This window comes from Sphingomonas sp. HT-1 (assembly GCF_048568905.1).
Taxonomy (GTDB): Bacteria; Pseudomonadota; Alphaproteobacteria; order Sphingomonadales; family Sphingomonadaceae; genus Sphingomonas.
This window is the reverse complement of record NZ_CP183770.1, coordinates 985,121-1,005,403: the sequence shown is the minus strand read 5'-3', so window position 1 is coordinate 1,005,403 and position 20,283 is coordinate 985,121. Positions and strand designations below refer to the sequence as shown.

Below are 20,283 nucleotides of genomic sequence, written 5' to 3'. Positions count from 1 at the left end.
CGTAATTTGTTTGCGATTGCACGGCCGGCGTTCATCGCCACAGCGCGAGCGTCTTTGCAGACAAAGCTGTGCGCCAATGGATGGGTTTGCGGCACAGAAGGTAGTTGCAAAATATGCAAGCACGGATGCGCGGTGCGTCACATCGCTTCGGCGCAGTATAGTGCAGCGCGAAAGGGTAGGCCGGGTGTCGCTCTAGGGTACGTCACCCGGCCATGCCCATGCACATTACTATAGATTATCTCCTCGAATGTTACCAGCGGGCTTCGAATGATTTCGTCGGATTTTCGGCTTTCAATCGTTGCGGACGGCCAAGATAATGGGCCTGTGCAGCGTCAGTGGCGTGAATCGCCAGCAGAGAGCGGGCCTCTGCGGCGGTTCGGACGCCGCCGGTCCGCTCCGAAGCGACGTCGAGCACGCGATCGAGCAACGCCTGGCCGTCTTCCCACCAGCCGATCCCGCTCGCGGCGTTGAGGTGCCCCTGCGGCCCGGCATCAATGAACAGGCTGCCCCAGCGGCGCGCCAGATCGGCCGCGCGATCGGCCGCGATCCAGGGATCGTCGCTACTGGCCACGACGATCGAGGGAAAGGGCAAAGGCGAAGTAGGCGTCGGGCGGAAAGCGTGCAGTTCCGCAGGGGCGGCATCGCGATCAACATCAGCCGGCGCGACCAGCAATGCGCCGGCAACTGGCGTGCCGAAGGTCTGGCCCGCGAGCGCAGCCCACCAGGCCACCGCCAGACATCCCAGGCTGTGCGCGGCGAGCACTACCGGCGCCTGCGCACCCCGGATTGCCTGGTCGAGCTTGGTCACCCACGCATTGCGATGCGGCGTATCCCACATGCCCAGTTCGACTCGGCGGGTGTCGGGCCGCGATTGCTCCCACAGCGTCTGCCAGTGCGACGGACCGGAGCCGCCGAGGCCGGGTACGGTAAGGATGATCGGCGAGCGATCATCGAGCGGCGAAAAGATCGTCATGTTATCCTCTCCTCGGGAGGGACTGGCCGGACCTCCGACATAATTCCCACTGTTCTGATAGGCAATACAGGTGCGACCAGTGGAGGAGCAGTTGCGCCGGGGCGTGACCCGCGCCTAAAGGATGGCATGGCAAAGCTTCGCGCCGATCAACTGCTCGTCGACCGCGGGCTCGCCGAGAGCCGCACGCGGGCGCAGGCGCTCATCATGGCCGGGCTAGCCTTCACCGGCGAGCGCAAGATCGAGAAGGCGGGCCAGATGCTCGCCGAAGATGCAGGCGTGGAGGTGCGCGGGCGCGATCATCCTTGGGTCTCGCGTGGCGGCATCAAGCTTGCCCATGCGTTCGAGCATTTCGGCTGGGACGTGACCGGCGTGGTGGCAATCGATGTCGGGTCCTCGACCGGCGGGTTCACCGATGTGCTGCTGACGGGCGGCGCTGCGCGTGTCTACGCGGTGGACAGCGGCACCAACCAACTTGCCTGGAAGCTGCGGCAGGACGAGCGGGTGGTAGTCCACGAACAGACCAGTGCGCGCATCCTGACGCCTGCTCACATTCCCGAGCCGATCGACGTAGTAGTGTGCGACGCGAGCTTCATCAGCCTCGCCAAGGTGCTGGACGTACCGCTGGGCTTCACCCGGCCGGGCGCGCGGCTGGCGGCGCTGATCAAGCCGCAGTTCGAGGCGGGGCGCGAGGAAGTCGGCAAGGGCGGGGTGGTCCGCGACTCCGCTGTGCACGAGCGCGTCTGCGCCGAGGTGACGGCGTGGCTGGAAGGCAAAGGCTGGCAGGTGTTGGGCGTGACGCGCAGCCCGATCACCGGGCCGGAGGGCAATGTGGAGTTCCTGATCGGGGCGGTGCGCCTAGAGCCATTGCCATAGCGGGTTCTTCGCATCGGCCAGCAGCTTGATCGTCAGCGCGAACGACATCACTACCAGCAAGGGGCGGACTCCTTTACCGCCGAAGCGGATCGCGCACCAGGCGCCGAGCTGATTGCCGCACACATTCGCGGCGGCCATGCCAAAGCCGAGCAGCCACAAGACCTTCCCCCCGGCGATCATCGCTAGCAGCCCGGCGAGATTGGTGGCGAGGTTTAGAAACTTGGTGTTCGCGATGGCGCGCACTAGGCCTAAGCCGCCCAATGCAACCAGTGCCATCGTCAGGAACGATCCCGTACCGGGCCCGAAAAACCCGTCGTAGAAGCCGATGGCTGCGCATACCGCGGCAATGCCCCAGCGGTCCAATCGGGCGTGGCGATCGGCCTCGCTCATCTTCGGCGCGAGCAGGAAATAGCAGCCCATGGCGAGAAGAAGGATGGGCACGAACCCGGCCAGGAAGCCAGGATCGATCCGCTGTACCATCGTCGCCCCCAGCGCGGATCCCATAAAGGCGCCTAATGCGGGAATGGCGAAGCCGCGAACATCGACGCGACCGGCCCGCAGGAAGGCCAGCACCGCCGATCCGGTGCCGATCATGCTCTGCAGCTTGTTGGTCGCGAGCGCTGCCACCGGCGGCACTCCCGCGGTGAGCAGTGCCGGTATCGTCAGCAAGCCGCCACCCCCAGCCATCGCGTCGATGCAACCGGCAAGAAAGGCGACGAAGAGCAGAAAGGCGAGCATTTCGGCAGTGAGGTGCATGGCTCCGGCTAGACGAAGGGGATACGCGCTGACAATCGGGCAGATCGGGGGTTGGGAAAAGCTTGGAGCAGCCCGAGCGACTCCTCCGCTTTCCATTGCCTGCGCCGGCACCTTCTCATTCGCGCGCCGATCGCCTAGGTCGCAGCCATTGACGGGCGCCTACGCCCAGCAAATGGGGAGATTGCGTGAACGCACTGGCATCGAAGGCGCAACTGCGCCGTGGCTTCTGGCTCCGCGCGCTGGTGACGGTGCCGTTGGTGGTGCTGCTCGGTTTCGGATCGGCGATGGTGGCGCCGGGTGGGGATGAGAACCCTTGGTTCCAGACCCTCGTCAAGCCCGCGATCCAGCCGCCGAACATCGCCTTCCCGATCGTCTGGACGATCCTCTACGCGCTGATGGGCCTGGCGCTTGCGCTAGTGCTGAGCGCGCGGGGCGCGCGGGGGCGAGGCGCGGCGATCCTGCTGTTCGTGGTCCAGCTCGCGGTGAACCTCGCCTGGTCGCCGATCTTCTTCCGTTTCCATATGATCGATCTGGCACTGATCGTAATCATCGCGCTGGCCGTTCTGGTGGCGGTGACGATGGTCGCGTTCTGGCGCGTGCGGCGCCTCGCGGGGCTGATGCTGTTGCCCTACCTCGCCTGGGTATGTTTCGCCAGCGTGCTGTTTTCGCAGGTCCGCGATCTCAATCCGGATGCAGAAAACATTGCATCTGGCGCCGCGGGTGCCCAAATCAGCAGCGATACGCTTTGAGTGGGACATATTTGACATGCAGACCGACAATCGCCTGTTCGACGATCTAGTGAAGATGGTGAATGGCGCCGCGGGTACCTTTGCCGGCGTCGCGCGTGAGGCCGAGGCCGGCGCGCGCGAACGCGCTCGCGAGTGGATCGGCGGCCTCGATTTCGTGGCCCGCGATGAATTTGAGGCGGTGAAGGCGATGGCTGCCGCCGCGCGTGACGAGGCCGATGCGCTGAAGGCGCGCCTCGATGCGCTGGAAGCCAAACTCGGTGCTGCCGGTCCGATGGAAACGCCGCAAGGGAATGCGTGACGTCGGCTGATCTTTCCTTGTCCACAGCTTTTGGCGGCGGGGCGCAGGCGCAAGCTTGTGCCCCGTCCGCGTGCTTGGCACTAGCGGACATGGCTACACGATCGGGAACGGAATGGGCATGCTAGACGAGGCGGAATTCGACCGCGACGCGGCTGCGCCCATCGACATGCTCGAAACCTATTTCGCCGCCCATGGCTGGACGCATGAGCGCGAAGAAGATGAAGTTGTAGCCAAGGTAAAGGGCAGCTGGACCCAATATGAACTCCGCGCGATCTGGCGCGAAGACGATGGCGTACTGCAGTTCATGGCCTTCCCGGACGTGCGCGTGCCCGAGGAGCGGCGCGGACTTGTCTATGAAACGATAGGATTGGTCAACGAACAGCTGTGGATCGGCCATTTCGAACTCTGGTCGTCCACCGGCATCCTGCTGTTCCGCCACGCCGCACTGATCGACGGCGAGGAGGGCGCGGCGCTCACGCTCGCCCAGGCCGAACTGCTGGTGGAAAGCGCAGTCGACGAGTGCGAGCGCTTCTATCCCGTATTCCAGTTTGTATTGTGGGGCGGAAAGACGCCGAGCGAGGCGATCGCCGCCGCGCTGATCGAGACGCAAGGCGAGGCCTGAGGCAGGCAATGACCACATTGTTGGATCGGATCTGGTTGGTTGGCGCCGGCAATATGGGCGGCGCGATGCTTCGACGCTGGGCCGGAGCAGGGATCGATCCGGCCGCGATCACCGTGATCGATTCGGGCAACCCGGTGCTTCCCGAAGGCGTGCGGCACGTACCCAAACCGCCCGAGGGCGAACGGCCCACGACGGTTGTGCTCGCGGTAAAGCCGCAGCAGCTGCACATCGTGGCGCCGCTGCTCGCACCTAGCGTATCGGGCGTGCCGCTGCTCGTGTCGATTCTCGCGGGCGTGGAAGTTGCCACCCTTGCAGAGGCGCTGGGCGCGCAGACCGTGGTGCGCGCGATGCCCAACCTGCCCGTTGCGATCGGAAAGGGCGTTGTCGGCCTCACTACGCAGAGCGACGATGCCGAGGCGCGCGACGCCGCCGAGACGCTGATGCAGCCGCTTGGCCTGGTCGAATGGGTGCCGAGCGAGACCATGCTCGATGCGCTGACCGCACTCGCCGGCTGCGGCCCCGGCTTCGTCTTCCGCTTCGTCGACGCGCTAGCCGAAGCGGGTGCAGCACTGGGCCTGCCCGCGGATCAGGCGCAGCGACTTGCGCTGGCCACGGTCGAAGGCTCGGGTCTAATGGCGGCGGCCGCCGATGAAAGCCCGGCGGTGTTGGCGGATCGAGTCGCCAGCCCCGGCGGATCGACGCGCGAGGGGCTTAACGTTCTGGATCGTGGCGAGGCGTTGCGGGCACTGCTGCGCGAGACGCTTGCCGCATCGGCGCGGCGTAACGCCGAAATGGCGGCCGAAGCGCGCAAATAGCGCCACCGCCTACGGAACGCCTGCAATTCCCAGCGGTTAAGCCTTCCGATTCACGTATCGACGGAGGCTGACATGGCTACGACGACCGAAGGCGAAACCAAGCGCAATACCAAGACTAGCGGCAAGGACACCGCAAAGGCGAGCAGCGGCGCCAGCGTAGGCGTGATTGCCGGCGCGGTAGCAGGTGGTGCGGCCCTGGGGCTGCTCGCGATGCTTGGCCGCAAGGCGGCGGTGCAGGCGCCGAGCGCGCTCGCCGGCAATTGGGATGATGCACTGAAGGCCGAGCACAAGGCAGTGCTCAAGGCGTTCGACGCGCTGGAAGCGACCGACGAAAAGGCGACCATTCGCCGCAACATGCTGCTCGCGCATATCAAGCACGCGCTGGTGAAGCATGCTATCGAGGAAGAGAACGTCATCTACCCGGCGCTCCGCGAAGCCGGGAAGACGGAAGCGGCCGACGAACTGAACGCCGAGCATGGTTATGTGAAGCAGTTTCTCTACGAACTGGAGAACATGCCCAGTACCTCGCCCAAGTGGCTGGAGAAGGTAAAGGAATTCCGCGCGGCGCTGGAAAAGCACATGCGCGAGGAGGAGGATCAGCTGTTCCCCGAACTCCGCGCCCAGCTGAGCGAAGAAAAGAACAAGACGCTCACGCTCGCAATGAACAAGGAAGGCTTCAAGGTAGCCTGAACACCGGCGGCGCTGTGGGCTTCAGCGCCCCAGCGTCGCGGCCCGGCCGCGCTCCTCCTCGGGCATCAGCCCCTCGAGAACGGCCCAGAACCCCCCAACGGCTCCCTGGCCGGCGCTGGAATAGGCGCCGGCCATTTTTTCGCGCAACGCCTCGAACAGGTCTGATTCGAGCCTGGTGCCCGCCTCAGTAAGCCGCAACAGCCGCTGGCGCCGATCGCGCGTGCCCGCTCGCGTTTCGACGAGCCCGCGCTCCGCCAACTCACCCAGCACCCGACCCAGCGACTGTTTGGTGATCGCCAGCAACGACAGCAGCTCGCTCACCGTCAGATCGGGCTTGCGGGCGATGAAATAGAGTGCGCGGTGATGCGCGCGGCCCAGCCCCTGGCGCGCCAGCCCGTCGTCGATCGAGCGGGTAAGATGCGAATAGCCGAAATACAGCAGCTCGATCCCGCGCCGGATTTCGGGTTCGCGCAGAAAGAGGGGAGACGCAGGAATTGGGGCAGCCATGTTGACCGTTTCTGCCACCGCGCCTAGTCCTGCGCAACCCGAGGCTCTGGGGACGAGAAAGACCGAGTGATGGAAGACGCGACGATCCTGGATTTCGAATTCGAGGCCCATGCCAGCCCGCGCACCTGCGATGAGCGTGGGGCGATTCTCGCCAATCCCGGCTTCGGCAAGACCTTCACCGATCATATGGCAGTAATCCGCTACTCCGCGGACAAGGGGTGGCACGGCGCGCGCATCCAGCCTTATGCGCCGCTTCAGATCGACCCGGCCTGCGCGGTGCTTCATTATGCGCAGGAGATTTTCGAGGGCCTCAAGGCCTATCGTCTGCCGAATGGCGGCGCCGCGCTGTTCCGCCCGGGTGAGAATGCCCGCCGCTTCCGCGAATCGGCCGAGCGCATGGCGATGGCACCACTGCCGGAGGAACTGTTCCTCGCCTCGATCCGCGAACTGGTGAAGGCGGATCGCGACTGGATTCCGGAAGGCGAGGGGGCTTCCCTGTACCTCCGCCCCTTCATGTTCGCGAGCGAGACCTTTCTGGGGGTGAAGCCTGCCAGCGAGTATCTCTACCTCGTCATCGCCTCGCCGGCGGGCGCTTATTTCAAGGGCGGCGCGCCGTCGGTGACGCTCTGGGTGTCCGATCATTATACCCGCGCGGCGCCGGGCGGCACGGGCGCGGCCAAATGTGGCGGCAACTATGCCGGTAGCCTGGTCGCCCAGGCCGAAGCGATCCGCCAGGGCTGCGACCAGGTGGTGTTCCTCGACGCGGTCGAGAATCGCTATGTCGAGGAACTCGGCGGCATGAACGTGTTCTTCGTGTTCGACGACGGCTCGATCTCCACGCCCCCGCTGTCGGGCACGATCCTGCCCGGCATAACCCGCGAATCGCTGCTCACTCTGGCTCGCGACGCCGGCGTGACGGTTCGCGAGGAGCGCTATGCAATCGAGCAGTGGCGCGACGATGCCAAGAGCGGCCGTCTGCGCGAAGCCTTTGCCTGCGGCACCGCCGCGGTGGTGACGCCGATCGGGGCGGTGCGCGGCAGCGGCCTTGAATTCCAAATCGGCAATGGCGGACCCGGCCTGCTCACAGAACGGCTGCGCGAGCAGCTGGTTGGAATTCAGCGCGGGGTTGCGCCGGATCCGCACGGATGGCTTGAACGTCTGTTCTGAGGCTCTATAAGCCCGCTTCCCGTTGGGGCGTCGCCAAGTGGTAAGGCAACGGTTTTTGGTACCGTCATTCGGAGGTTCGAATCCTCCCGCCCCAGCCAGAAACCAAAAATCGAGTTTTCTCAAGTCGTTAGCGCCTAAAATTGGCCTCGTGTGGGGCAGGTTTGTGGGGCAGGTTTGTGGGGGCGGGCATGACTTCGCGCGCCTCAACCTTCGCCGATTCGCGGGACGAGGTACAACCTCCCGTCGGCAATCGAATCATGGTTGTGGAGCGGGCCATGTTTGACCTTCCTGATCCCGTTGAGGCTTTGCCCTCTGACCCGGTTGAGCGGGTGTTGGCGCTCCGGCTCGGCTTGGTGTCGCAGGCGACGGGCGGAACTATCGATCACAACGTGTACCGCGTTCTCCGCGCGGAACTGATGCAAAACCCGTCCTTGAGCGACTTGCTGCCAAGATTCGTGAGAACATGTCAGTCCCCAGACGATTTCTGGCAGTTCATCAAAGCGGAGTACTCCTCCTACGCAGAGCGTCGGACGTTCTTACGCGAGCAGTTTGCCCCGCTGTTGGAGCGGCTGGAGATGCGAGGGAGTCCGACGGCGGACCTCATCTCAGACAGGCTCAACAGTCACGACGCAGCCGAGGTTGGCAGGGTGTGGGAGAAGGCGCTCTCTAGGTGTGCGGGCGATGCGGAGGGAGCGGTTACATCTGCGCGGACGCTGCTTGAAAGCGTGTGCATGCATATTCTGGACGAGTTCACGGATGACGATCCCCTTTACCGAGCAGGGGACGATCTGCCGAAACTCTATCGCCTCACGGCCGAAAAGCTGAACCTTGCCCCGTCCCAGCACACCGAACAGGTCTTCAAACAGCTGCTTGGCGGTTGCGTCACGGTTGTTGAAGGCATCGGTGCAATCCGAAATCGGCTTGGCGACGCGCACGGCAAAGGGAAGCGGCCCGTTAGGATCGCAGAGCGGCACGCACACTTGGTCGTGAACCTTGCGGGTTCCATGGCGCTCTATCTGGTTGAGACGGCAGCGCACCGCCTCGACAGCGGGGGATAGTCGAACGCTACCCCCGCCCGATGTGTTTGGGAGGGGGGCTAAGAATTTCATAGGGGTGCTGTATCATGCCGCTCCGAAAAAAGCAGGGCAAAGCGGAAGCAAGTCATCCCGCCGCGCAGTACCGCTTTACCGTCGCAGCCGAGAGACCGAAATGCTGGGCCGTCGCGGCGATGCTGGCGCTTTGCGCCTTCCGCCATTCTCGCACCGCAGCTGCGTCAGCCGCATAGGGACGCCCAAGGCTCTCCTTGCCCCGGTGCGTCCTGCCGGTCTCCGCAAGTGCCTTCCGGGCGGCTATACGGCCCGCTTCGGTGCGCTCGGCGATCCTGCGGCGCTCCATGGCGGCCATCTGGGCCAGGACGGCGATGATGATCTCGCCCACGCCTTCACCGATGGGGCCGATGCCGTGAACGTGCAGGGTCACACCCTTGGCCAGAAGGTCACGGACGGTGGTCTGCACGTCGATGGCATCGCGCCCGAGGCGGTCGACCGCGTAGACGTGGAGCGTGTCGCCCTTGCGGAGCGCTGCCAGCATCGCAGCGAAGCCGGGGCGGTCGGTGGCCAGCACCCCGCCGCTAACGCCCTCGTCCGAGAACTCCTGATCGAACGGGCCACCCATGGCGGCTCGCTGGGCTTCGATGGACTGGTCGGTGGTCGAGACGCGGTAGTAGGCGATGCGGTGCGACATGGGTGGCTCGGAAGTTAGGGGTGGCTGTTGGCTAGCTCATATCCATAGCTCACTTTGGTCGTCAAGATATCTTCTGCGCCTAGCGCGCAGGTTACACCTTCTGAGCCATGCAGGCGGCGGCTGATCCCGCCGGGGCGTCGCGAAGGGTGCACGAGCCAGGCTACCGCAGAGCTAGGGCCACCGTGCGTAGAAGGCGGCTGCTATGGATGTGGCCCCCCGACGGGGGGAAGCGACAATCGTCAGGAGCGATATGGCGCTTCGGATTTCTGCGCCAAAACTGGGCAGTAGACCTACGATTGCCGAATGACCGCAATCGCCCCAAGCGCCGACATTCACGTGCAATCGACGGCGCCGAATACCGGACGTTTGGCGCTATACGGCCTTGCACCGCATAGAGGTCACGCTGTGACCCGCATGACGCGGAGGTGTATGCACCACAGACCAGCCTTCGCCGTCAGCGAAGAAAGAGGCGGAGCAAGCCAGGTCGGCGGCGGCAGATTCGCCCAACACCGTTTTAGGGCCCCCGTCGCGATGCAGGTTGAACGAGCAACGCTGCTGTGAGCCTTCCTTGGTGCAGGTCAAATCCTGAATGTGCAGGTCGGGAGCGGTGTCGCTCCCTGCCTGATACCAGAGCGAGGCAGGCCAATTGCCGTTGCCAATCATCGCGTTCAGCTGAAGGTCCGCCCAGATCGCAGAATGAAGCTGCTCTTTTGACGGTTCCTGTGATGATGAGGCGATGGCGGATGCAGCGAGGAGGAGAACGGGGAGCATGACCCGACGTAACATGCAGACTGTCTGCTATCCACTTTGTGCTGACCTAAAGCGGAACGGCAGCTAACCACCCATTCTCAGACATTCGCGCATCCCCGACAGCGGGCGTTTGCTATTTCGCGCGCGCCCTCCCTCTCAATGTGCCCTTGCGGCTCGGGCGCGTAGGGCCTCGGTCGCTTCGTCATAGCCCTGCTGGTGTGCGATGGCGGACGCGCGCCGCGCCAAGTCGTGCCTGCGGGGATCCGTTGGCGCACTCAACGCCGCGACGGTGGCGGCAAGCGGGAAGCGGGCGGTGGCGTGAATGTCGTCGAACAGGGCAGAGGCCATGTGGATGCTCCAGATGTGGTGGGGTCAGGCGGCGAGCGCCGGTGAGGCGGTGGTGAAGGGACGGCCTTGGGTGCGGACGCGGTGTCGGCGGGCGAGTTCGCCCAACGTGATCCACGTCCCGTCCAGCATCCGCAGCTTGCGGCGGGACTGAAGGGGGCCGATGAGCGGACCGAAGGTGCGGCGGTGGTTCTCTTCTTCGGCATACGCTGCGCACGGGCGGCACATGCCGGGGCGACCGTTGCCGGGCATCGGGGGCAGCATCTCGGTGGGAGCGACCCGCCGATGACAGGTGACGCACTCGCGGTCCCCCGACACGTACCAGAGGCGGTCCACCTCGGCATACGCCGCGTTCCAGGACTGCTCGGTTGCAATCTGTTCGGTCGGGTGGCGGTCGGACAGAAGCAGGAGGAGGTAATCAACCCGGTCGCGGTTCGCCGTCATTTCCTCCGGGGAGACCGGCTGGACTGCCTTGCGGCGGTTGCCCTTGAGCTTGGCCCCGGTCTTGACGCGAGAGGCGGCGCGGATCTCGGCGCGTGCCTTCGCTTCGGCTCGGGCGGCTTCGCGAGCGATCCGGCGGGCTAACTCGCGGGCCTCCCGTTCCCGTCGCACCCTTTCGGCATGCTGCTGGCGAGCGCGGATGACTTCCGGGTCAGCATTGCGGGCGGCGGTCTGTGCGCGCTCCCGCGCCGAGTTGGACGCCGAAACGCATTTCTTGCACCGGCTGGAGAGCTTACCACTCTTCCGCGCATAAAAGGCGGATGCGGGGAGGGTCTGTCCGCACCCCGAACAATACTTCTCGTCAGGCATGTGGCCCTGCTGTTGAGGTGGGGCACCCCCGCTGTACACTGGTGATCAGGCGGGGGTGTCGATTGTGTGGGGCTATCGGGCCTGAGCCAGCCGCGATCTGCTGAATCACCAGCGGCGGCTGGTGATTGGCGCTCGTTTCAGGCCGCTTGCGGCGACGTCCGGCGGATGCCCGCAAGCTTGGCCCGCACGTGCGCTGCGGCGTCCTCGCGGGACAGGCGGCGGCCGTGCAGGCGGACGTCGGGAACCGGGCGGAAGGCGTAAAGCGGACAGGCGGTCACCGTGCAGGCGGCGCACTGTTCGCGCCACGTGCCGGGCTCAAGGTCGTCGTAAATGCATTCGCGGCACATAGCCGCAATGGCATCGTCGCGGGTGGCGGGGGAGGCGTGGGCCTCGGATGGGCGTGGTGTGGCGGTCATGCTCTCGTGGTGCCTCAAGTTGATGGGCGACCCTCCCCGGAGGCAGAGCGGGGAGGATCAATGGTTGATGGTGTCGAGGATCAGTCCCGACCGAGGCCGGGCTTCCACTCACGGGGGTCCTGCGTCGACTTGCTGCAATCAGACGGAGGCGTTGCGGCCTCTGCGGAGGAGGGCTCCGGCGTTGCCTTCGCGGCTCCGAGGGAGCCCTTCACAAGCACCGGCTGGGGTTCGCAGGGCAAGCGACGGACGGGGTTGCCGAACTCGACCACAAGCATGCCATTCGGCAGTTGCGTGTGCCATTCGCGGTCGTCCGGCTCGGTAACCGGCTGGTGCAGCGGCGTGAACCGGCGACCGTACCAGCGGCGTTCGCGGGAGGAGTAGCGGGCCATCAGAGGCAGGCCATCGCAAGCCAAAGCGCCGACCAGACGAACGCATTGCGCATGGCGTTAGCCAAGGCTGGAGCGGTTGTGTTTGGCGTACATCTCGGCTTTGGCCTTGATCCGGGCTTCCCGGTTCATCTGCTCGGCCATGGCCCTCGCCTCCGCGTCCTCGGCCAGCTGGTCGCGCTGGGCCTTCAGGAACTCTGCGGTTTCCTTCTTGGCCTTGGCGAGACGGCGGCGGCCCTCTTCACCGTCCTTGAGGCTGATCTCATAGGTGATCTGGGCCAGCCGCTGTTCCAGGGCCCGGCGACGCTGGCCATCGACGGCATAGACCGGGCGGGGCGACGCTGCGCCGGTCACCGGGTCCGTGTCGGTCTCGTAGCGGTCGACCTCCGCCAGCTGGGCGCTGATGGTGTCGAACTCGCGTTCGAGGTCGTAGATGGCCCGCGAGATGTCCAGAAGCTCTCGCGCGTACGGCGTGGCACCGGGGCCCGCGCCCTGCTTGACCCGAAGCTCCAGCGCGTTCTTGCGCATGGCGACAAGGATTGCGCCGCGCTCCGCTTCGGCGAGGCGCTCTTGCGGGATGCCGACCAGCTGTTGCCGGACGTATTCCTGCAGGGCAGGCGGCAACGCGGTGACAGGCGGAACGATGGCGAACCGGGAGGTGTCGCCGGTGGCGACGACGGGCGAGGGGATGGAGTCGATGGGGTCGAGGTCTTCGATCCCGGCGACCAACGCCTCCTCGTCGGGCGTCAGCGTGTAATCGGCAGTCGTGGCGGTGAACGTCGACTCCGTGCCGTCGACGGCGAAGGAACCGTTGGTGGTCGTATCGGACATGGCGGTAGGTCTCTTTGGGTTGAACGGGCTGCTTGCGCAGCGGTGGCAGGGGCGACGCTGGGCAGCATCGCCGGTCCGGCTTGCGAGCCGGAATCGGGAAAGGGGATGGGCGAGGCGGTGAGAAGGGCATGCGGGTCCGGCCCCCGCCACAGATGACCGGACCCGCGCAGCGACCGTCGATCACCTGCGGGGCAGGCGAGAGGTCGGCCGATGGAAACTGGAGGGGGCGGAGGGTGGACGGTGGGTCTGCCGATCCATCGTCCTCCCCGAACGGACCAACCGAGGGTCTTACGGTGAGATTCTAGGTGGGATTAGTAAGGAGGATGGACCTTCAGGAACCTGCAGTTCCACTGACAGTGAACACTTACGGTTTCCCTTCTCCAAGAGTGAGGGTTAATCGGCATGGGCCCGACACCCGGCCACAGCGGTGGGCATGGAGGAGGTCTGGACTGACAGGCGCACTCGCGGGGAACCTGCGGAGCAGCTGGAGGATACCTTCGGGAATCTTGAAGGTCATTCCTATACCTAGTTACCACACCCTCCAAGAGTGAGGGATAATCGGCATGGTCGCCCGCTGGCTCTGGCAGAGCCGATGATAGGCGGCCCGCTCCTAAGCAGCGCCCCTGTATCGTAGACAGGGTGACCCTCAAAAGTTTTCAGGGGGCCGCTTCACTTCTCGCTTCAACCTTAATCCGATTAAGGTTGAGCCGTGCTGCAAAGCGGGAAGAAAAGTTCCTCAGAGAGCCGCACGACGCTACGTTCGTCTGTGTCGGTCCGATCTACACAGAGGCGGCTGGTGCATCCCGAGCGCGCTCCTGGCCTTCGGCTTGTTGCGCCGCTGGATCAGCTTGAACGGGCCGGGGCGGGAGATCAGGACCATGGAGGAGGCGAAGCTCCCTTCAAACAATCTAGGGAGATCGGCGCGCTTCACCAGACGCCGATCACTTGCGGATAGGCGAGCTTCGCGACGATTTCATACCGCCGTTGCAGCGATACGCCACCGCCATAGACGCCGAACGTGATGCCCCTTTTCTCGTGGCCGACAATCTGGGCAACTTCGGTCTCCGGTATGCTCGCGGCTTCCCACTGCGCAACCGCGTTCTTCCGGAAGGAGTGGAAGGCGGCACAGCGTTCGGTGAAGCCGAGCGACTGCTTAAACCGGGTGAACTCGCGCCCGGCATCGGCTCCGGCCTTCTTGCCGGGCCCCTCTGGGTTGAACGTTGACCAGATACGTGCGTCGGCGGCCCCGCGATCCCGATCAAGCAACCACTTCAGCTGCGGATGCACCGGCACTAGGCGGTTGCCCGCTGGTGTCTTCGCGTCGCGGATGTCGAACACGGGGATGCCCTCGACCTCCTTCAGCCGCCCCCACGTCAACCCTGCGATCTCGTCCAGGCGCATGCCGCTGAACAGCGCGACCATCATCACTTCCCGCAGGTCCGAGCGCTTGGGACCGGGATGAAACAAGCGGGCCAGCTCCTCCGGCTCCCATGGCCGATAGCCCTTCACGTTCACCCCGTTGCGGAGCCGGGCGCGATGACCGCTGAATGGGTTGCGGCCCTCGGCATACCCGCGCTCACTCGCCCATTCCCATAGCGCCCCAAGCGTTGCCGCATGGCGGTTCCGAGTGGCGTCCGACAGTCCCTTAGGGCGGTCGCCGAAGGTGCGCAGGAGGTCGTCCCACGACAGCTTCCGGGCCGCCGCCGACCGCGCCCATGCTGGGTCCAGATGGCGCAGCGCATCCATGAACCGGGCCGCATCGGGCCTGCCGATCTGCCGGATAGGACGATCCTTCCAATACCCCGCAAACAGCTGGAACGTGGCGTTCTTCTGCTGCTCGGTGTTGGTCTCCTTGAGGCCGGTTTGGGTCTTCCAGAGCTTCATGTAATCCGACGCCAGCTGCGAGAACGACGGCTCGAACTCCCGGCGGACCGGAGGCTTTCGCCCGGCCAGCACCGTCCTTGCGTCATTCAGCGCCGCCAGCTTCGCCGCGTTGACCGGGGCAGGGTCGTCGTCCTCGGGAATAGCGTCCGCGATGCGTTCAATCTCGTGATCAATGCCGGTCTGGACCGGGTCCACGCCATCTGCAAGCACCGCGAACTTGCCGCCAGTGGCTTCGGCCAAGGTCTGCTCGTAGACCCGGCGGAGGTTCACAAGGGCATCCTGCGTCAAGCCGTCGCGTTCTGCCCATTGCACCCGCAGGCTCGCTTCCCATGCGTCGGCTTCGACCTGCGCGACCTTCCGGCTGGTGGCGGTCAGGGTGCGGTAGAGGAACTCCCGGCCATCGTGGGCCTCCCGGTGGGCTAGGGGCACCCGCACCTTCGCTTCAAAGCGATTGTGGCGGGCGCGGATCGAGGCCATTTACGGGGCTCCTGAAGGTCGTGTGGGGCAGGTTTGTGGGGCAGGTTTGTGGGGCGTAACCCACGAAATTGCAAGCAAATCCTTCCACCTCAATGCCTTGATTGGCCCTCCGCTCCGTCTCCTCCCGCCCCAGCCAGTTTCTGTCGCTATCGCGCTCTTCACTACGGCATCGCGCGTTCGTCGTCGTGCGCGACGGGTAAGGCGCCGCTCCTTGCTGCCGGCGCATAGCGCGTAGCGGCGGCCGTACGTTCACCAACTGCAGCATCGCACCATGGACCCCTCCCGCCGGCGGGTCGTTGCAGCTGGATGATCCGCTTTGTCCGTATCGCCGCAATCGCATCGTCCGCGCTGTGGAGCACGCTTTGCACGGCACAGACCGCGCCTCTCGGCGCCAATCTTGAGCGGTTCGAGTATCCGGCGCCAGTTCGATGGTTTGAAGCTTCGTCGCAGGGCCGGCCCATCCGCATGGCCTATCTGGATTTGCCCGCCAAAGGCACTGCGAAGGACGCGACGATTGTCCTGCTGCACGGCAAGAATTTCTGCGCGGCGACATGGCATGAAACCGCGCTGGGGCTGACGGAGGCGGGCTTCCGGGTGATCGCACCCGATCAAATCGGTTTCTGCAAATCTTCCAAACCGGAAGGCTATCAGTACAGCTTCCACGCCATGGCCGAACTGACCAAGAGGCTGTTGGAGCGAGCCGGAACGGGCAAGGTGATCCTTGTCGGGCACTCTACCGGCGGAATCCTAGCGACAAGGTTTGCGCTGTCGCATCCGGGGCAGGTCGCCAAGCTCGTGCTGGTTAACCCGCTCGGTCTCAACGACACGCTGGCGGAAGGGGTGCCCTATGCCGACATCGGCACGTTGCGGGCTGAGGAAGCCAGAACCGATGCGACCTCGATCAAAGCCTATCAGCGACGCAATTATTACCATGGCGACTGGCGTCCCGCCTATGACCGTTGGGTGGCGATGCTGGCGGGCCAATATGCGAGTTCCGACGGGGATATCGTCCGCGATGCGCAGGCGCGGCTCTCCGACATGATCCAGACTCAGCCGGTCGCGGCCGAACTGCCGCGTTTGGCGATGCCTGTTACGCTTATCATCGGCGGGCAGGATCAAACGGCCTTCCGGGCGAGCAGCGCCCCCCCCGATCTGCGCAGTCGGGTACGCACCGTGCCGCAGGCTGCCGAGGATGCAGTAAGTCGCATCCCGGGGGCACGGCTGATCCGCCTTGAGGATCTTGGCCACGCGCCGCAGGTAGAGGCGCCCTCGCGCTTCCTGCAGACGTTGGAAGCGGCAATCGCTGCGTGAGGTGGTCGCCTCTCCTGCTCCCGCCACTGTTGGCTTGCGGCTGCAATGCAGCACCGGTCGATCCGATACCGGCCGAGCAAACCGCATCCGATCCGCGCTTGGCAGTGCCGACGCAGGGCCTGGATGCGGAGACCATGACGGGGACCGTGTCGGCTGCCCAGCGGCTGCCGCGTCTCCGAGCGCTCCTGGTACTCCGCGACGGGCAGCCGCTCGCCGAACACCGCTTCAACGGCGGTCCGCCGCTCGATCAGCCGGTCAACATCAAGTCGGCGTCGAAATCCGTGCTGTCCGCGCTGGTCGGCATCGCCATCGATCGCGGTGTGCTCACGGGGGTGGAGCAACCGGTCCTCTCGGTATTGCGCAGCGAGGCTCCAGCCAATCCAGATCCGCGGCTCGCGCATCTTACCGTGGGCAATCTGTTGTCGATGCAGGCCGGGCTCGAGCGCACATCGGGCGAATTCTACGGCAGGTGGGTGTCGAGCTCGAACTGGGTCAGGTCGGCGCTGTCGCGGCCGTTCGTCGATGAGCCAGGGGGCCGTATGCTGTATTCCACCGGCAACACGCACCTGCTCTCGGCGATGCTCACCCGAGCCTCGGGAAGGAGTACACTGCAATTGGCCAGAGCGTGGTTGGGGGAGCCACTCGGTATCTCGATACCCGCCTGGCCCGCCGATCCGCAGGGCATCTACTTCGGCGGCAACGAGATGCGCCTGTCGCCGCGGGCACTGGCCCGTATTGGCGAACTTTACCGGCTTGGCGGCGTCTCGAACGGCAGGAGGATCCTGTCTGCGTCTTGGATAGAGCGGAGCTGGACGCCGCGCACCATCTCTCCATGGAGCGGTGGCCAATATGGCTATGGCTGGTTCATCGGAGAGGCGGCTGGGCATCCGGTGCGCTTCGCCTGGGGCTATGGCGGGCAGATGCTGTATGTGGTGCCCGATCTGCGGCTTACCGTCGTGATGATCTCCGATCCGAACGGCGCGCGAGACGGCGACCATATCGCGGCGCTGCATCGTCTCCTGGCCGAGGACATCGTGCCTGCAGCGCAGAAGGGGGGCTAGCGGACGTTTCCGTGCCCTCCGCCGCAGAAAAAGGATCGGGTGGGCATCGTGGGTGCCGGCGATGAGGGTGGTCCGTCGACACCTGCTCGCTTCGTCCATCCATCCTCGCTATGGAGACGCCAGGAGATTGCATGATGCGTAAGATGCTGGTGTTGGCGGCGTTTCTAACAATGGCACAGGCGGCGCCGGATCTGCACCAGCCCGCGCCCACCTACGATGCCGTAGCGCCTGTGCTTCCTGCGGGATTGCAGCGTGGGGTGTTGATCGTTTCGAAGACCAATGGTTGGCGACATATCGAGCATATACCGCACTCGAACATGGTGCTCACGGATATCGCACGCGACCTGGGCCGCGCGAGCTTCGTCACGGAAAACGCCGCGGTCTTCAACGACGAACAATTGCATCACTTCTCCGTGGTCGTTCTCAACAGCGCCAGCGGGGACTTCCTCACCGCAGACCAGCGCGCCGCACTAGCCCGCTTCGTCGCGCGTGGTGGCGGCGTGGTGGCGTTGCATGCGGCTGGCGATAACAGCCATACCGATGCCTGGTACAAGAAGATGGTGATTGGCACGACGTTTACCGGGCATCCGGGAGGCGCCGACCATCTACAGCCGGCGTGGATCGTCGTCGATCGGCCAGGCCATCCGATCATGGCGGGCGTGAAGCTGCCTTGGACGCCGGTCGATGAATGGTATTCCTTTGATGCGAATCCCGCCGCGCGTGGCATGACCGTGCTCGCGCGGGTCGATGAAGCGAGTTACCGTCCCGGCGCGAAGCTGATGATGGGCGTACACCCGGTGATCTGGATCAATCCGTCGTCCAAAGGTCGCATCTTCTATTCCGCGTTGGGCCACACGCCCGAAGCGTATAACGATCCGACATATCGGCGCATTCTCGCCAATGCGATCCGCTGGGCGGCCCGCTAGGTTCCGTCGGATCGGCCCGCCCGGCAATTTTGGCAGGCGTGCCGCCCACCCGTATACGCTTAGTCCACGGCCATCGTCGGATGGCCGACATAAGCCCTCCGCGCCGCCGCGGCGTAGAACGGCGCCCGCTGCACGTCGTTCGGCGCTGCGTTCGCCTTCAGCGGCTTGAAGCGCGCTTCCCGACGGTACGCCCGGGGAACGCGCCGCCTTTCTGGAAGGCTGAGCCGCCAACCGGAGTCAGAACCAGCAGCGACACCCCTTGTCGCGGCAAGCGGAAGCTGAGCGTGGCGCCGGTCTCGCCGACGGGCAAGTGCTCGGGCACGGCCTCCATCGTCGTCAGTTGCGCCGCCTTCAGCAACGCGGCACGCTGTGCGTCGGTCGGCGCGATAGGGGATCCCATCGCGCGCCAGGCGGCGAAGCTGTTCGAGTGGGCGGCGTCGATGCGATAGTGCGTCAGCATCGCCCCTTGGGCGAGTGCACGCGGCAGGCCCCGCAGCCGAAGCGCCACGGCGGCATCGGGGCCGGGCACATCGTCGTCATGATAGTGCCAGACAAAGATCGAAAGGCTGTTGCCCTCCCGGCTGGCGACGCTGCCGATATCGGGATCGCCGCGCACGCCGTCCCGGAGCACGGCATCGAGTGCGGCCTCGCGGTCGGACGTCGCGCGAACATAGTGGCCGCGCATCTTGGCGAACAGCTTGAACATGTTCATCACCGGCAAGTCGATGCCCGCCGAGGTGAGTTGGCGGAAACCGGCAAAGGGCGGCTGATCCTCGAATTCGAACGCCCAGGAAAGGATGCCCTCCAGCGTCAGTCCACGTCGGGCCGCCAGTGCACGGAGGCGCGGGAACGACGCGGCGGTGTAGCTCGAATACATGGTCCCGTTGCGATAGGCATTGGCCGCCCCCTGGCAGGCTGCGCACCCTTCAGGATCGGACTCGCCGATGATAATGGGCTTCGTCCTTGCCGCCGGATCGGCGGCTATCACGGCGAATTCATGGTCGGCCGCCCGCAAGTGTGTGTTCAGTCCCATGCGCACATGGGTGCCGCCCGCATCCTCAACCACCACCGGCTGGCCCTTGGCGTGGAAGGACAGGAAGTCGGTGGGCGTTCCCGCCGACTTCACATGGTCAAGAAACGCCGCGAGGAAATCGTCGCCGGCACCCGCATTGTCCGGCCCGCCGACCCGCGCCTCGGGCAGCGCCCGACGCACGCCACGCACGGCGGCGTCGTGCAGGCGGAAAAACTCCTCGCGCGTGCCGCCCCAATAGTAACGGGGCAGATTGGCTTCGTTCCACGTCTGGAAATACCAGCTCGCCACCTCCCCACGACCATAGCGGGCGACGCAATGGCGCACCCATTGATGAACCAGCTCCTCCCATTTGGCATAATCGCGCGGAGGATAGGCCCAGCCGGTGCGCAGCGTGCCGCTGCCGGGCCGCCAGTCATGCTGATAGGGCTGGGGCTGAGTCGACATCGCCTCCGGCATGAAGCCGAGCTCGACATAGGGTTTCACGCCGCGGGCACGATAGGTGTCGAAGATGCGATCCACGATCGTCCAGTCGTAGATCGGCTTGCCCTGCGCATCCTCACGGTAGATCCCGGTCGATCCCCATTTGAGCGCGGGTGTGCCGTCGCCCGAGGTGAACAAATTATGGGTGCGGAAATACACCCGATCCGGCGCCAGCGCCCCAAGGGTGGCGAGCGTGGTACGACCGTCTTTCATGGTGGCGTAGTTGGGCTCATCCGCGCCGAAGAAGCGCCAGAGCGGCTCGACCGGGCCTTCGTCGTGGGCGGCATCGACGTCGATGGTGACGGCGATTGGCTCCGGGTCGGCTGCGGCCAGGCCGGGAAGCGTCAGCGCAGCCGCGACGAGCGCGAGGCGCAACGCCC

Annotated in this window: 23 protein-coding genes and 1 tRNA gene; 12 read left to right on the top strand and 12 right to left on the bottom strand. The window is 65.1% G+C overall.

All coding sequences use genetic code 11. The features are described from left to right. Window positions 1-250 precede the first annotated feature (250 nt). Complete coding sequence (locus ACNFJ7_RS04785; protein ID WP_019369444.1) at window positions 251-973, bottom strand: RBBP9/YdeN family alpha/beta hydrolase; 723 nt, start codon at window positions 971-973, stop codon at window positions 251-253. 126 nt (window positions 974-1,099) lie between these two features. Here ACNFJ7_RS04785 and ACNFJ7_RS04780 point away from each other — a divergent pair, with 126 nt between their 5' ends. Then, window positions 1,100-1,846, top strand: coding sequence for a TlyA family RNA methyltransferase (locus ACNFJ7_RS04780; protein ID WP_019369443.1), 747 nt, complete (start codon window positions 1,100-1,102; stop codon window positions 1,844-1,846). Here the strand turns inward: ACNFJ7_RS04780 and ACNFJ7_RS04775 are convergent. Next, window positions 1,829-2,602, bottom strand: coding sequence for a TSUP family transporter (locus ACNFJ7_RS04775; RefSeq protein WP_019369442.1), 774 nt, complete (start codon window positions 2,600-2,602; stop codon window positions 1,829-1,831). The two genes, ACNFJ7_RS04780 and ACNFJ7_RS04775, sit on opposite strands and share 18 nt — an antisense overlap. A 185-nt stretch (window positions 2,603-2,787) precedes the next feature. Between ACNFJ7_RS04775 and ACNFJ7_RS04770 the strand changes: the two genes are divergently transcribed. From ACNFJ7_RS04770 to ACNFJ7_RS04750, 5 genes are all read left to right on the top strand, one after another. Continuing rightward, window positions 2,788-3,351, top strand: coding sequence for a TspO/MBR family protein (locus ACNFJ7_RS04770; protein ID WP_019369441.1), 564 nt, complete (start codon window positions 2,788-2,790; stop codon window positions 3,349-3,351). A 16-nt stretch (window positions 3,352-3,367) separates the two neighbouring features. Next, entirely contained in the window at window positions 3,368-3,649 is a 282-nt protein-coding gene (locus tag ACNFJ7_RS04765) for an accessory factor UbiK family protein (RefSeq protein WP_019369440.1), read from the top strand. 112 nt (window positions 3,650-3,761) lie between these two features. Continuing rightward, window positions 3,762-4,271 carry a YbjN domain-containing protein gene (locus ACNFJ7_RS04760; protein ID WP_019369439.1) on the top strand — a complete coding sequence of 170 codons (510 nt, stop codon included), beginning with the start codon at window positions 3,762-3,764 and terminating at the stop codon, window positions 4,269-4,271. Between the two features lie 8 nt (window positions 4,272-4,279). Next, entirely contained in the window at window positions 4,280-5,086 is an 807-nt protein-coding gene (gene proC / locus ACNFJ7_RS04755; RefSeq protein WP_026009130.1) for a pyrroline-5-carboxylate reductase, read from the top strand. Window positions 5,087-5,158: 72 nt separating this feature from the next. Further along, on the top strand, window positions 5,159-5,776 hold the full coding sequence (locus ACNFJ7_RS04750) for a hemerythrin domain-containing protein (protein WP_019369437.1): 618 nt from the start codon (window positions 5,159-5,161) through the stop codon (window positions 5,774-5,776). A 21-nt stretch (window positions 5,777-5,797) separates the two neighbouring features. Here ACNFJ7_RS04750 and ACNFJ7_RS04745 read toward each other — a convergent pair whose 3' ends face one another. Continuing rightward, window positions 5,798-6,283 carry a MarR family transcriptional regulator gene (locus ACNFJ7_RS04745; protein ID WP_019369436.1) on the bottom strand — a complete coding sequence of 162 codons (486 nt, stop codon included), beginning with the start codon at window positions 6,281-6,283 and terminating at the stop codon, window positions 5,798-5,800. A 69-nt stretch (window positions 6,284-6,352) separates the two neighbouring features. Here ACNFJ7_RS04745 and ACNFJ7_RS04740 point away from each other — a divergent pair, with 69 nt between their 5' ends. The 3 genes from ACNFJ7_RS04740 to ACNFJ7_RS04730 all read left to right on the top strand — a co-directional run bounded on the left by ACNFJ7_RS04740 (window position 6,353) and on the right by ACNFJ7_RS04730 (window position 8,508). Beyond that, window positions 6,353-7,450 carry a branched-chain amino acid aminotransferase gene (locus ACNFJ7_RS04740; protein WP_019369435.1) on the top strand — a complete coding sequence of 366 codons (1,098 nt, stop codon included), beginning with the start codon at window positions 6,353-6,355 and terminating at the stop codon, window positions 7,448-7,450. 23 nt (window positions 7,451-7,473) lie between these two features. After that, window positions 7,474-7,548 (top strand) — tRNA-Gln (locus ACNFJ7_RS04735). Window positions 7,549-7,638: 90 nt separating this feature from the next. Continuing rightward, window positions 7,639-8,508 carry an abortive infection family protein gene (locus tag ACNFJ7_RS04730; RefSeq protein WP_019369434.1) on the top strand — a complete coding sequence of 290 codons (870 nt, stop codon included), beginning with the start codon at window positions 7,639-7,641 and terminating at the stop codon, window positions 8,506-8,508. Between the two features lie 103 nt (window positions 8,509-8,611). Here the strand turns inward: ACNFJ7_RS04730 and ACNFJ7_RS04725 are convergent, their stop codons facing one another. From ACNFJ7_RS04725 to ACNFJ7_RS04690, 8 genes are all read right to left on the bottom strand, one after another. After that, window positions 8,612-9,193: a recombinase family protein gene (locus tag ACNFJ7_RS04725; protein WP_019369433.1), complete on the bottom strand. Its 582-nt coding sequence runs from the start codon at window positions 9,191-9,193 to the stop codon at window positions 8,612-8,614. 372 nt (window positions 9,194-9,565) lie between these two features. Beyond that, window positions 9,566-9,979: a hypothetical protein gene (locus ACNFJ7_RS04720; RefSeq protein WP_019369432.1), complete on the bottom strand. Its 414-nt coding sequence runs from the start codon at window positions 9,977-9,979 to the stop codon at window positions 9,566-9,568. Between the two features lie 120 nt (window positions 9,980-10,099). After that, window positions 10,100-10,291, bottom strand: a complete 192-nt coding sequence (locus tag ACNFJ7_RS04715; protein ID WP_019369431.1) for a hypothetical protein — start codon at window positions 10,289-10,291, stop codon at window positions 10,100-10,102. Window positions 10,292-10,315: 24 nt separating this feature from the next. Next, complete coding sequence (locus ACNFJ7_RS04710) at window positions 10,316-11,098, bottom strand: hypothetical protein (RefSeq protein ID WP_152997791.1); 783 nt, start codon at window positions 11,096-11,098, stop codon at window positions 10,316-10,318. 137 nt (window positions 11,099-11,235) lie between these two features. Next, window positions 11,236-11,514, bottom strand: coding sequence for a hypothetical protein (locus ACNFJ7_RS04705; RefSeq protein WP_152997792.1), 279 nt, complete (start codon window positions 11,512-11,514; stop codon window positions 11,236-11,238). Window positions 11,515-11,594: 80 nt separating this feature from the next. Beyond that, window positions 11,595-11,903 carry a hypothetical protein gene (locus ACNFJ7_RS04700; RefSeq protein WP_019369428.1) on the bottom strand — a complete coding sequence of 103 codons (309 nt, stop codon included), beginning with the start codon at window positions 11,901-11,903 and terminating at the stop codon, window positions 11,595-11,597. A gap of 57 nt (window positions 11,904-11,960) precedes the next feature. Beyond that, on the bottom strand, window positions 11,961-12,731 hold the full coding sequence (locus ACNFJ7_RS04695) for a hypothetical protein (protein ID WP_019369427.1): 771 nt from the start codon (window positions 12,729-12,731) through the stop codon (window positions 11,961-11,963). A gap of 927 nt (window positions 12,732-13,658) precedes the next feature. Further along, window positions 13,659-15,092, bottom strand: a complete 1,434-nt coding sequence (locus ACNFJ7_RS04690; protein WP_019369426.1) for a tyrosine-type recombinase/integrase — start codon at window positions 15,090-15,092, stop codon at window positions 13,659-13,661. A 306-nt stretch (window positions 15,093-15,398) separates the two neighbouring features. On the opposite strand from ACNFJ7_RS04690, the gene ACNFJ7_RS04685 reads away from it, so the two are divergent. The 3 genes from ACNFJ7_RS04685 (at window position 15,399) to ACNFJ7_RS04675 (ending at window position 18,390) form a co-directional block, all read left to right on the top strand. Further along, window positions 15,399-16,403 carry an alpha/beta fold hydrolase gene (locus ACNFJ7_RS04685; protein WP_019369425.1) on the top strand — a complete coding sequence of 335 codons (1,005 nt, stop codon included), beginning with the start codon at window positions 15,399-15,401 and terminating at the stop codon, window positions 16,401-16,403. Window positions 16,404-16,537: 134 nt separating this feature from the next. Next, window positions 16,538-17,464 carry a serine hydrolase domain-containing protein gene (locus tag ACNFJ7_RS04680; protein ID WP_082664440.1) on the top strand — a complete coding sequence of 309 codons (927 nt, stop codon included), beginning with the start codon at window positions 16,538-16,540 and terminating at the stop codon, window positions 17,462-17,464. A 131-nt stretch (window positions 17,465-17,595) separates the two neighbouring features. Then, window positions 17,596-18,390: a ThuA domain-containing protein gene (locus ACNFJ7_RS04675; RefSeq protein ID WP_019369423.1), complete on the top strand. Its 795-nt coding sequence runs from the start codon at window positions 17,596-17,598 to the stop codon at window positions 18,388-18,390. Window positions 18,391-18,547: 157 nt separating this feature from the next. Here ACNFJ7_RS04675 and ACNFJ7_RS04670 read toward each other — a convergent pair whose 3' ends face one another. Then, complete coding sequence (locus ACNFJ7_RS04670) at window positions 18,548-20,278, bottom strand: GH39 family glycosyl hydrolase (protein WP_019369422.1); 1,731 nt, start codon at window positions 20,276-20,278, stop codon at window positions 18,548-18,550. Between the last annotated feature and the right edge of the window lie 5 nt (window positions 20,279-20,283).

Bases quoted from the DNA above. Each gene is read 5' to 3' on its own strand.
- ACNFJ7_RS04730 (WP_019369434.1), top strand. From the start codon at position 7,639: ATGACTTCGCGCGCCTCAACCTTCGCCGATTCGCGGGACGAGGTACAA.
- ACNFJ7_RS04685 (WP_019369425.1), top strand. From the start codon at position 15,399: ATGATCCGCTTTGTCCGTATCGCCGCAATCGCATCGTCCGCGCTGTGG.
- ACNFJ7_RS04760 (WP_019369439.1), top strand. From the start codon at position 3,762: ATGGGCATGCTAGACGAGGCGGAATTCGACCGCGACGCGGCTGCGCCC.
- ACNFJ7_RS04695 (WP_019369427.1), bottom strand. From the start codon at position 12,731: ATGTCCGATACGACCACCAACGGTTCCTTCGCCGTCGACGGCACGGAG.
- ACNFJ7_RS04780 (WP_019369443.1), top strand. From the start codon at position 1,100: ATGGCAAAGCTTCGCGCCGATCAACTGCTCGTCGACCGCGGGCTCGCC.
- ACNFJ7_RS04690 (WP_019369426.1), bottom strand. From the start codon at position 15,092: ATGGCCTCGATCCGCGCCCGCCACAATCGCTTTGAAGCGAAGGTGCGG.
- ACNFJ7_RS04725 (WP_019369433.1), bottom strand. From the start codon at position 9,193: ATGTCGCACCGCATCGCCTACTACCGCGTCTCGACCACCGACCAGTCC.
- ACNFJ7_RS04765 (WP_019369440.1), top strand. From the start codon at position 3,368: ATGCAGACCGACAATCGCCTGTTCGACGATCTAGTGAAGATGGTGAAT.
- ACNFJ7_RS04785 (WP_019369444.1), bottom strand. From the start codon at position 973: ATGACGATCTTTTCGCCGCTCGATGATCGCTCGCCGATCATCCTTACC.
- ACNFJ7_RS04750 (WP_019369437.1), top strand. From the start codon at position 5,159: ATGGCTACGACGACCGAAGGCGAAACCAAGCGCAATACCAAGACTAGC.
- ACNFJ7_RS04700 (WP_019369428.1), bottom strand. From the start codon at position 11,903: ATGGCCCGCTACTCCTCCCGCGAACGCCGCTGGTACGGTCGCCGGTTC.
- ACNFJ7_RS04705 (WP_152997792.1), bottom strand. From the start codon at position 11,514: ATGACCGCCACACCACGCCCATCCGAGGCCCACGCCTCCCCCGCCACC.
- ACNFJ7_RS04715 (WP_019369431.1), bottom strand. From the start codon at position 10,291: ATGGCCTCTGCCCTGTTCGACGACATTCACGCCACCGCCCGCTTCCCG.
- ACNFJ7_RS04680 (WP_082664440.1), top strand. From the start codon at position 16,538: ATGACGGGGACCGTGTCGGCTGCCCAGCGGCTGCCGCGTCTCCGAGCG.
- ACNFJ7_RS04775 (WP_019369442.1), bottom strand. From the start codon at position 2,602: ATGCACCTCACTGCCGAAATGCTCGCCTTTCTGCTCTTCGTCGCCTTT.
- ACNFJ7_RS04710 (WP_152997791.1), bottom strand. From the start codon at position 11,098: ATGCCTGACGAGAAGTATTGTTCGGGGTGCGGACAGACCCTCCCCGCA.
- proC (WP_026009130.1), top strand. From the start codon at position 4,280: ATGACCACATTGTTGGATCGGATCTGGTTGGTTGGCGCCGGCAATATG.
- ACNFJ7_RS04740 (WP_019369435.1), top strand. From the start codon at position 6,353: ATGGAAGACGCGACGATCCTGGATTTCGAATTCGAGGCCCATGCCAGC.
- ACNFJ7_RS04720 (WP_019369432.1), bottom strand. From the start codon at position 9,979: ATGTTACGTCGGGTCATGCTCCCCGTTCTCCTCCTCGCTGCATCCGCC.
- ACNFJ7_RS04745 (WP_019369436.1), bottom strand. From the start codon at position 6,283: ATGGCTGCCCCAATTCCTGCGTCTCCCCTCTTTCTGCGCGAACCCGAA.
- ACNFJ7_RS04675 (WP_019369423.1), top strand. From the start codon at position 17,596: ATGATGCGTAAGATGCTGGTGTTGGCGGCGTTTCTAACAATGGCACAG.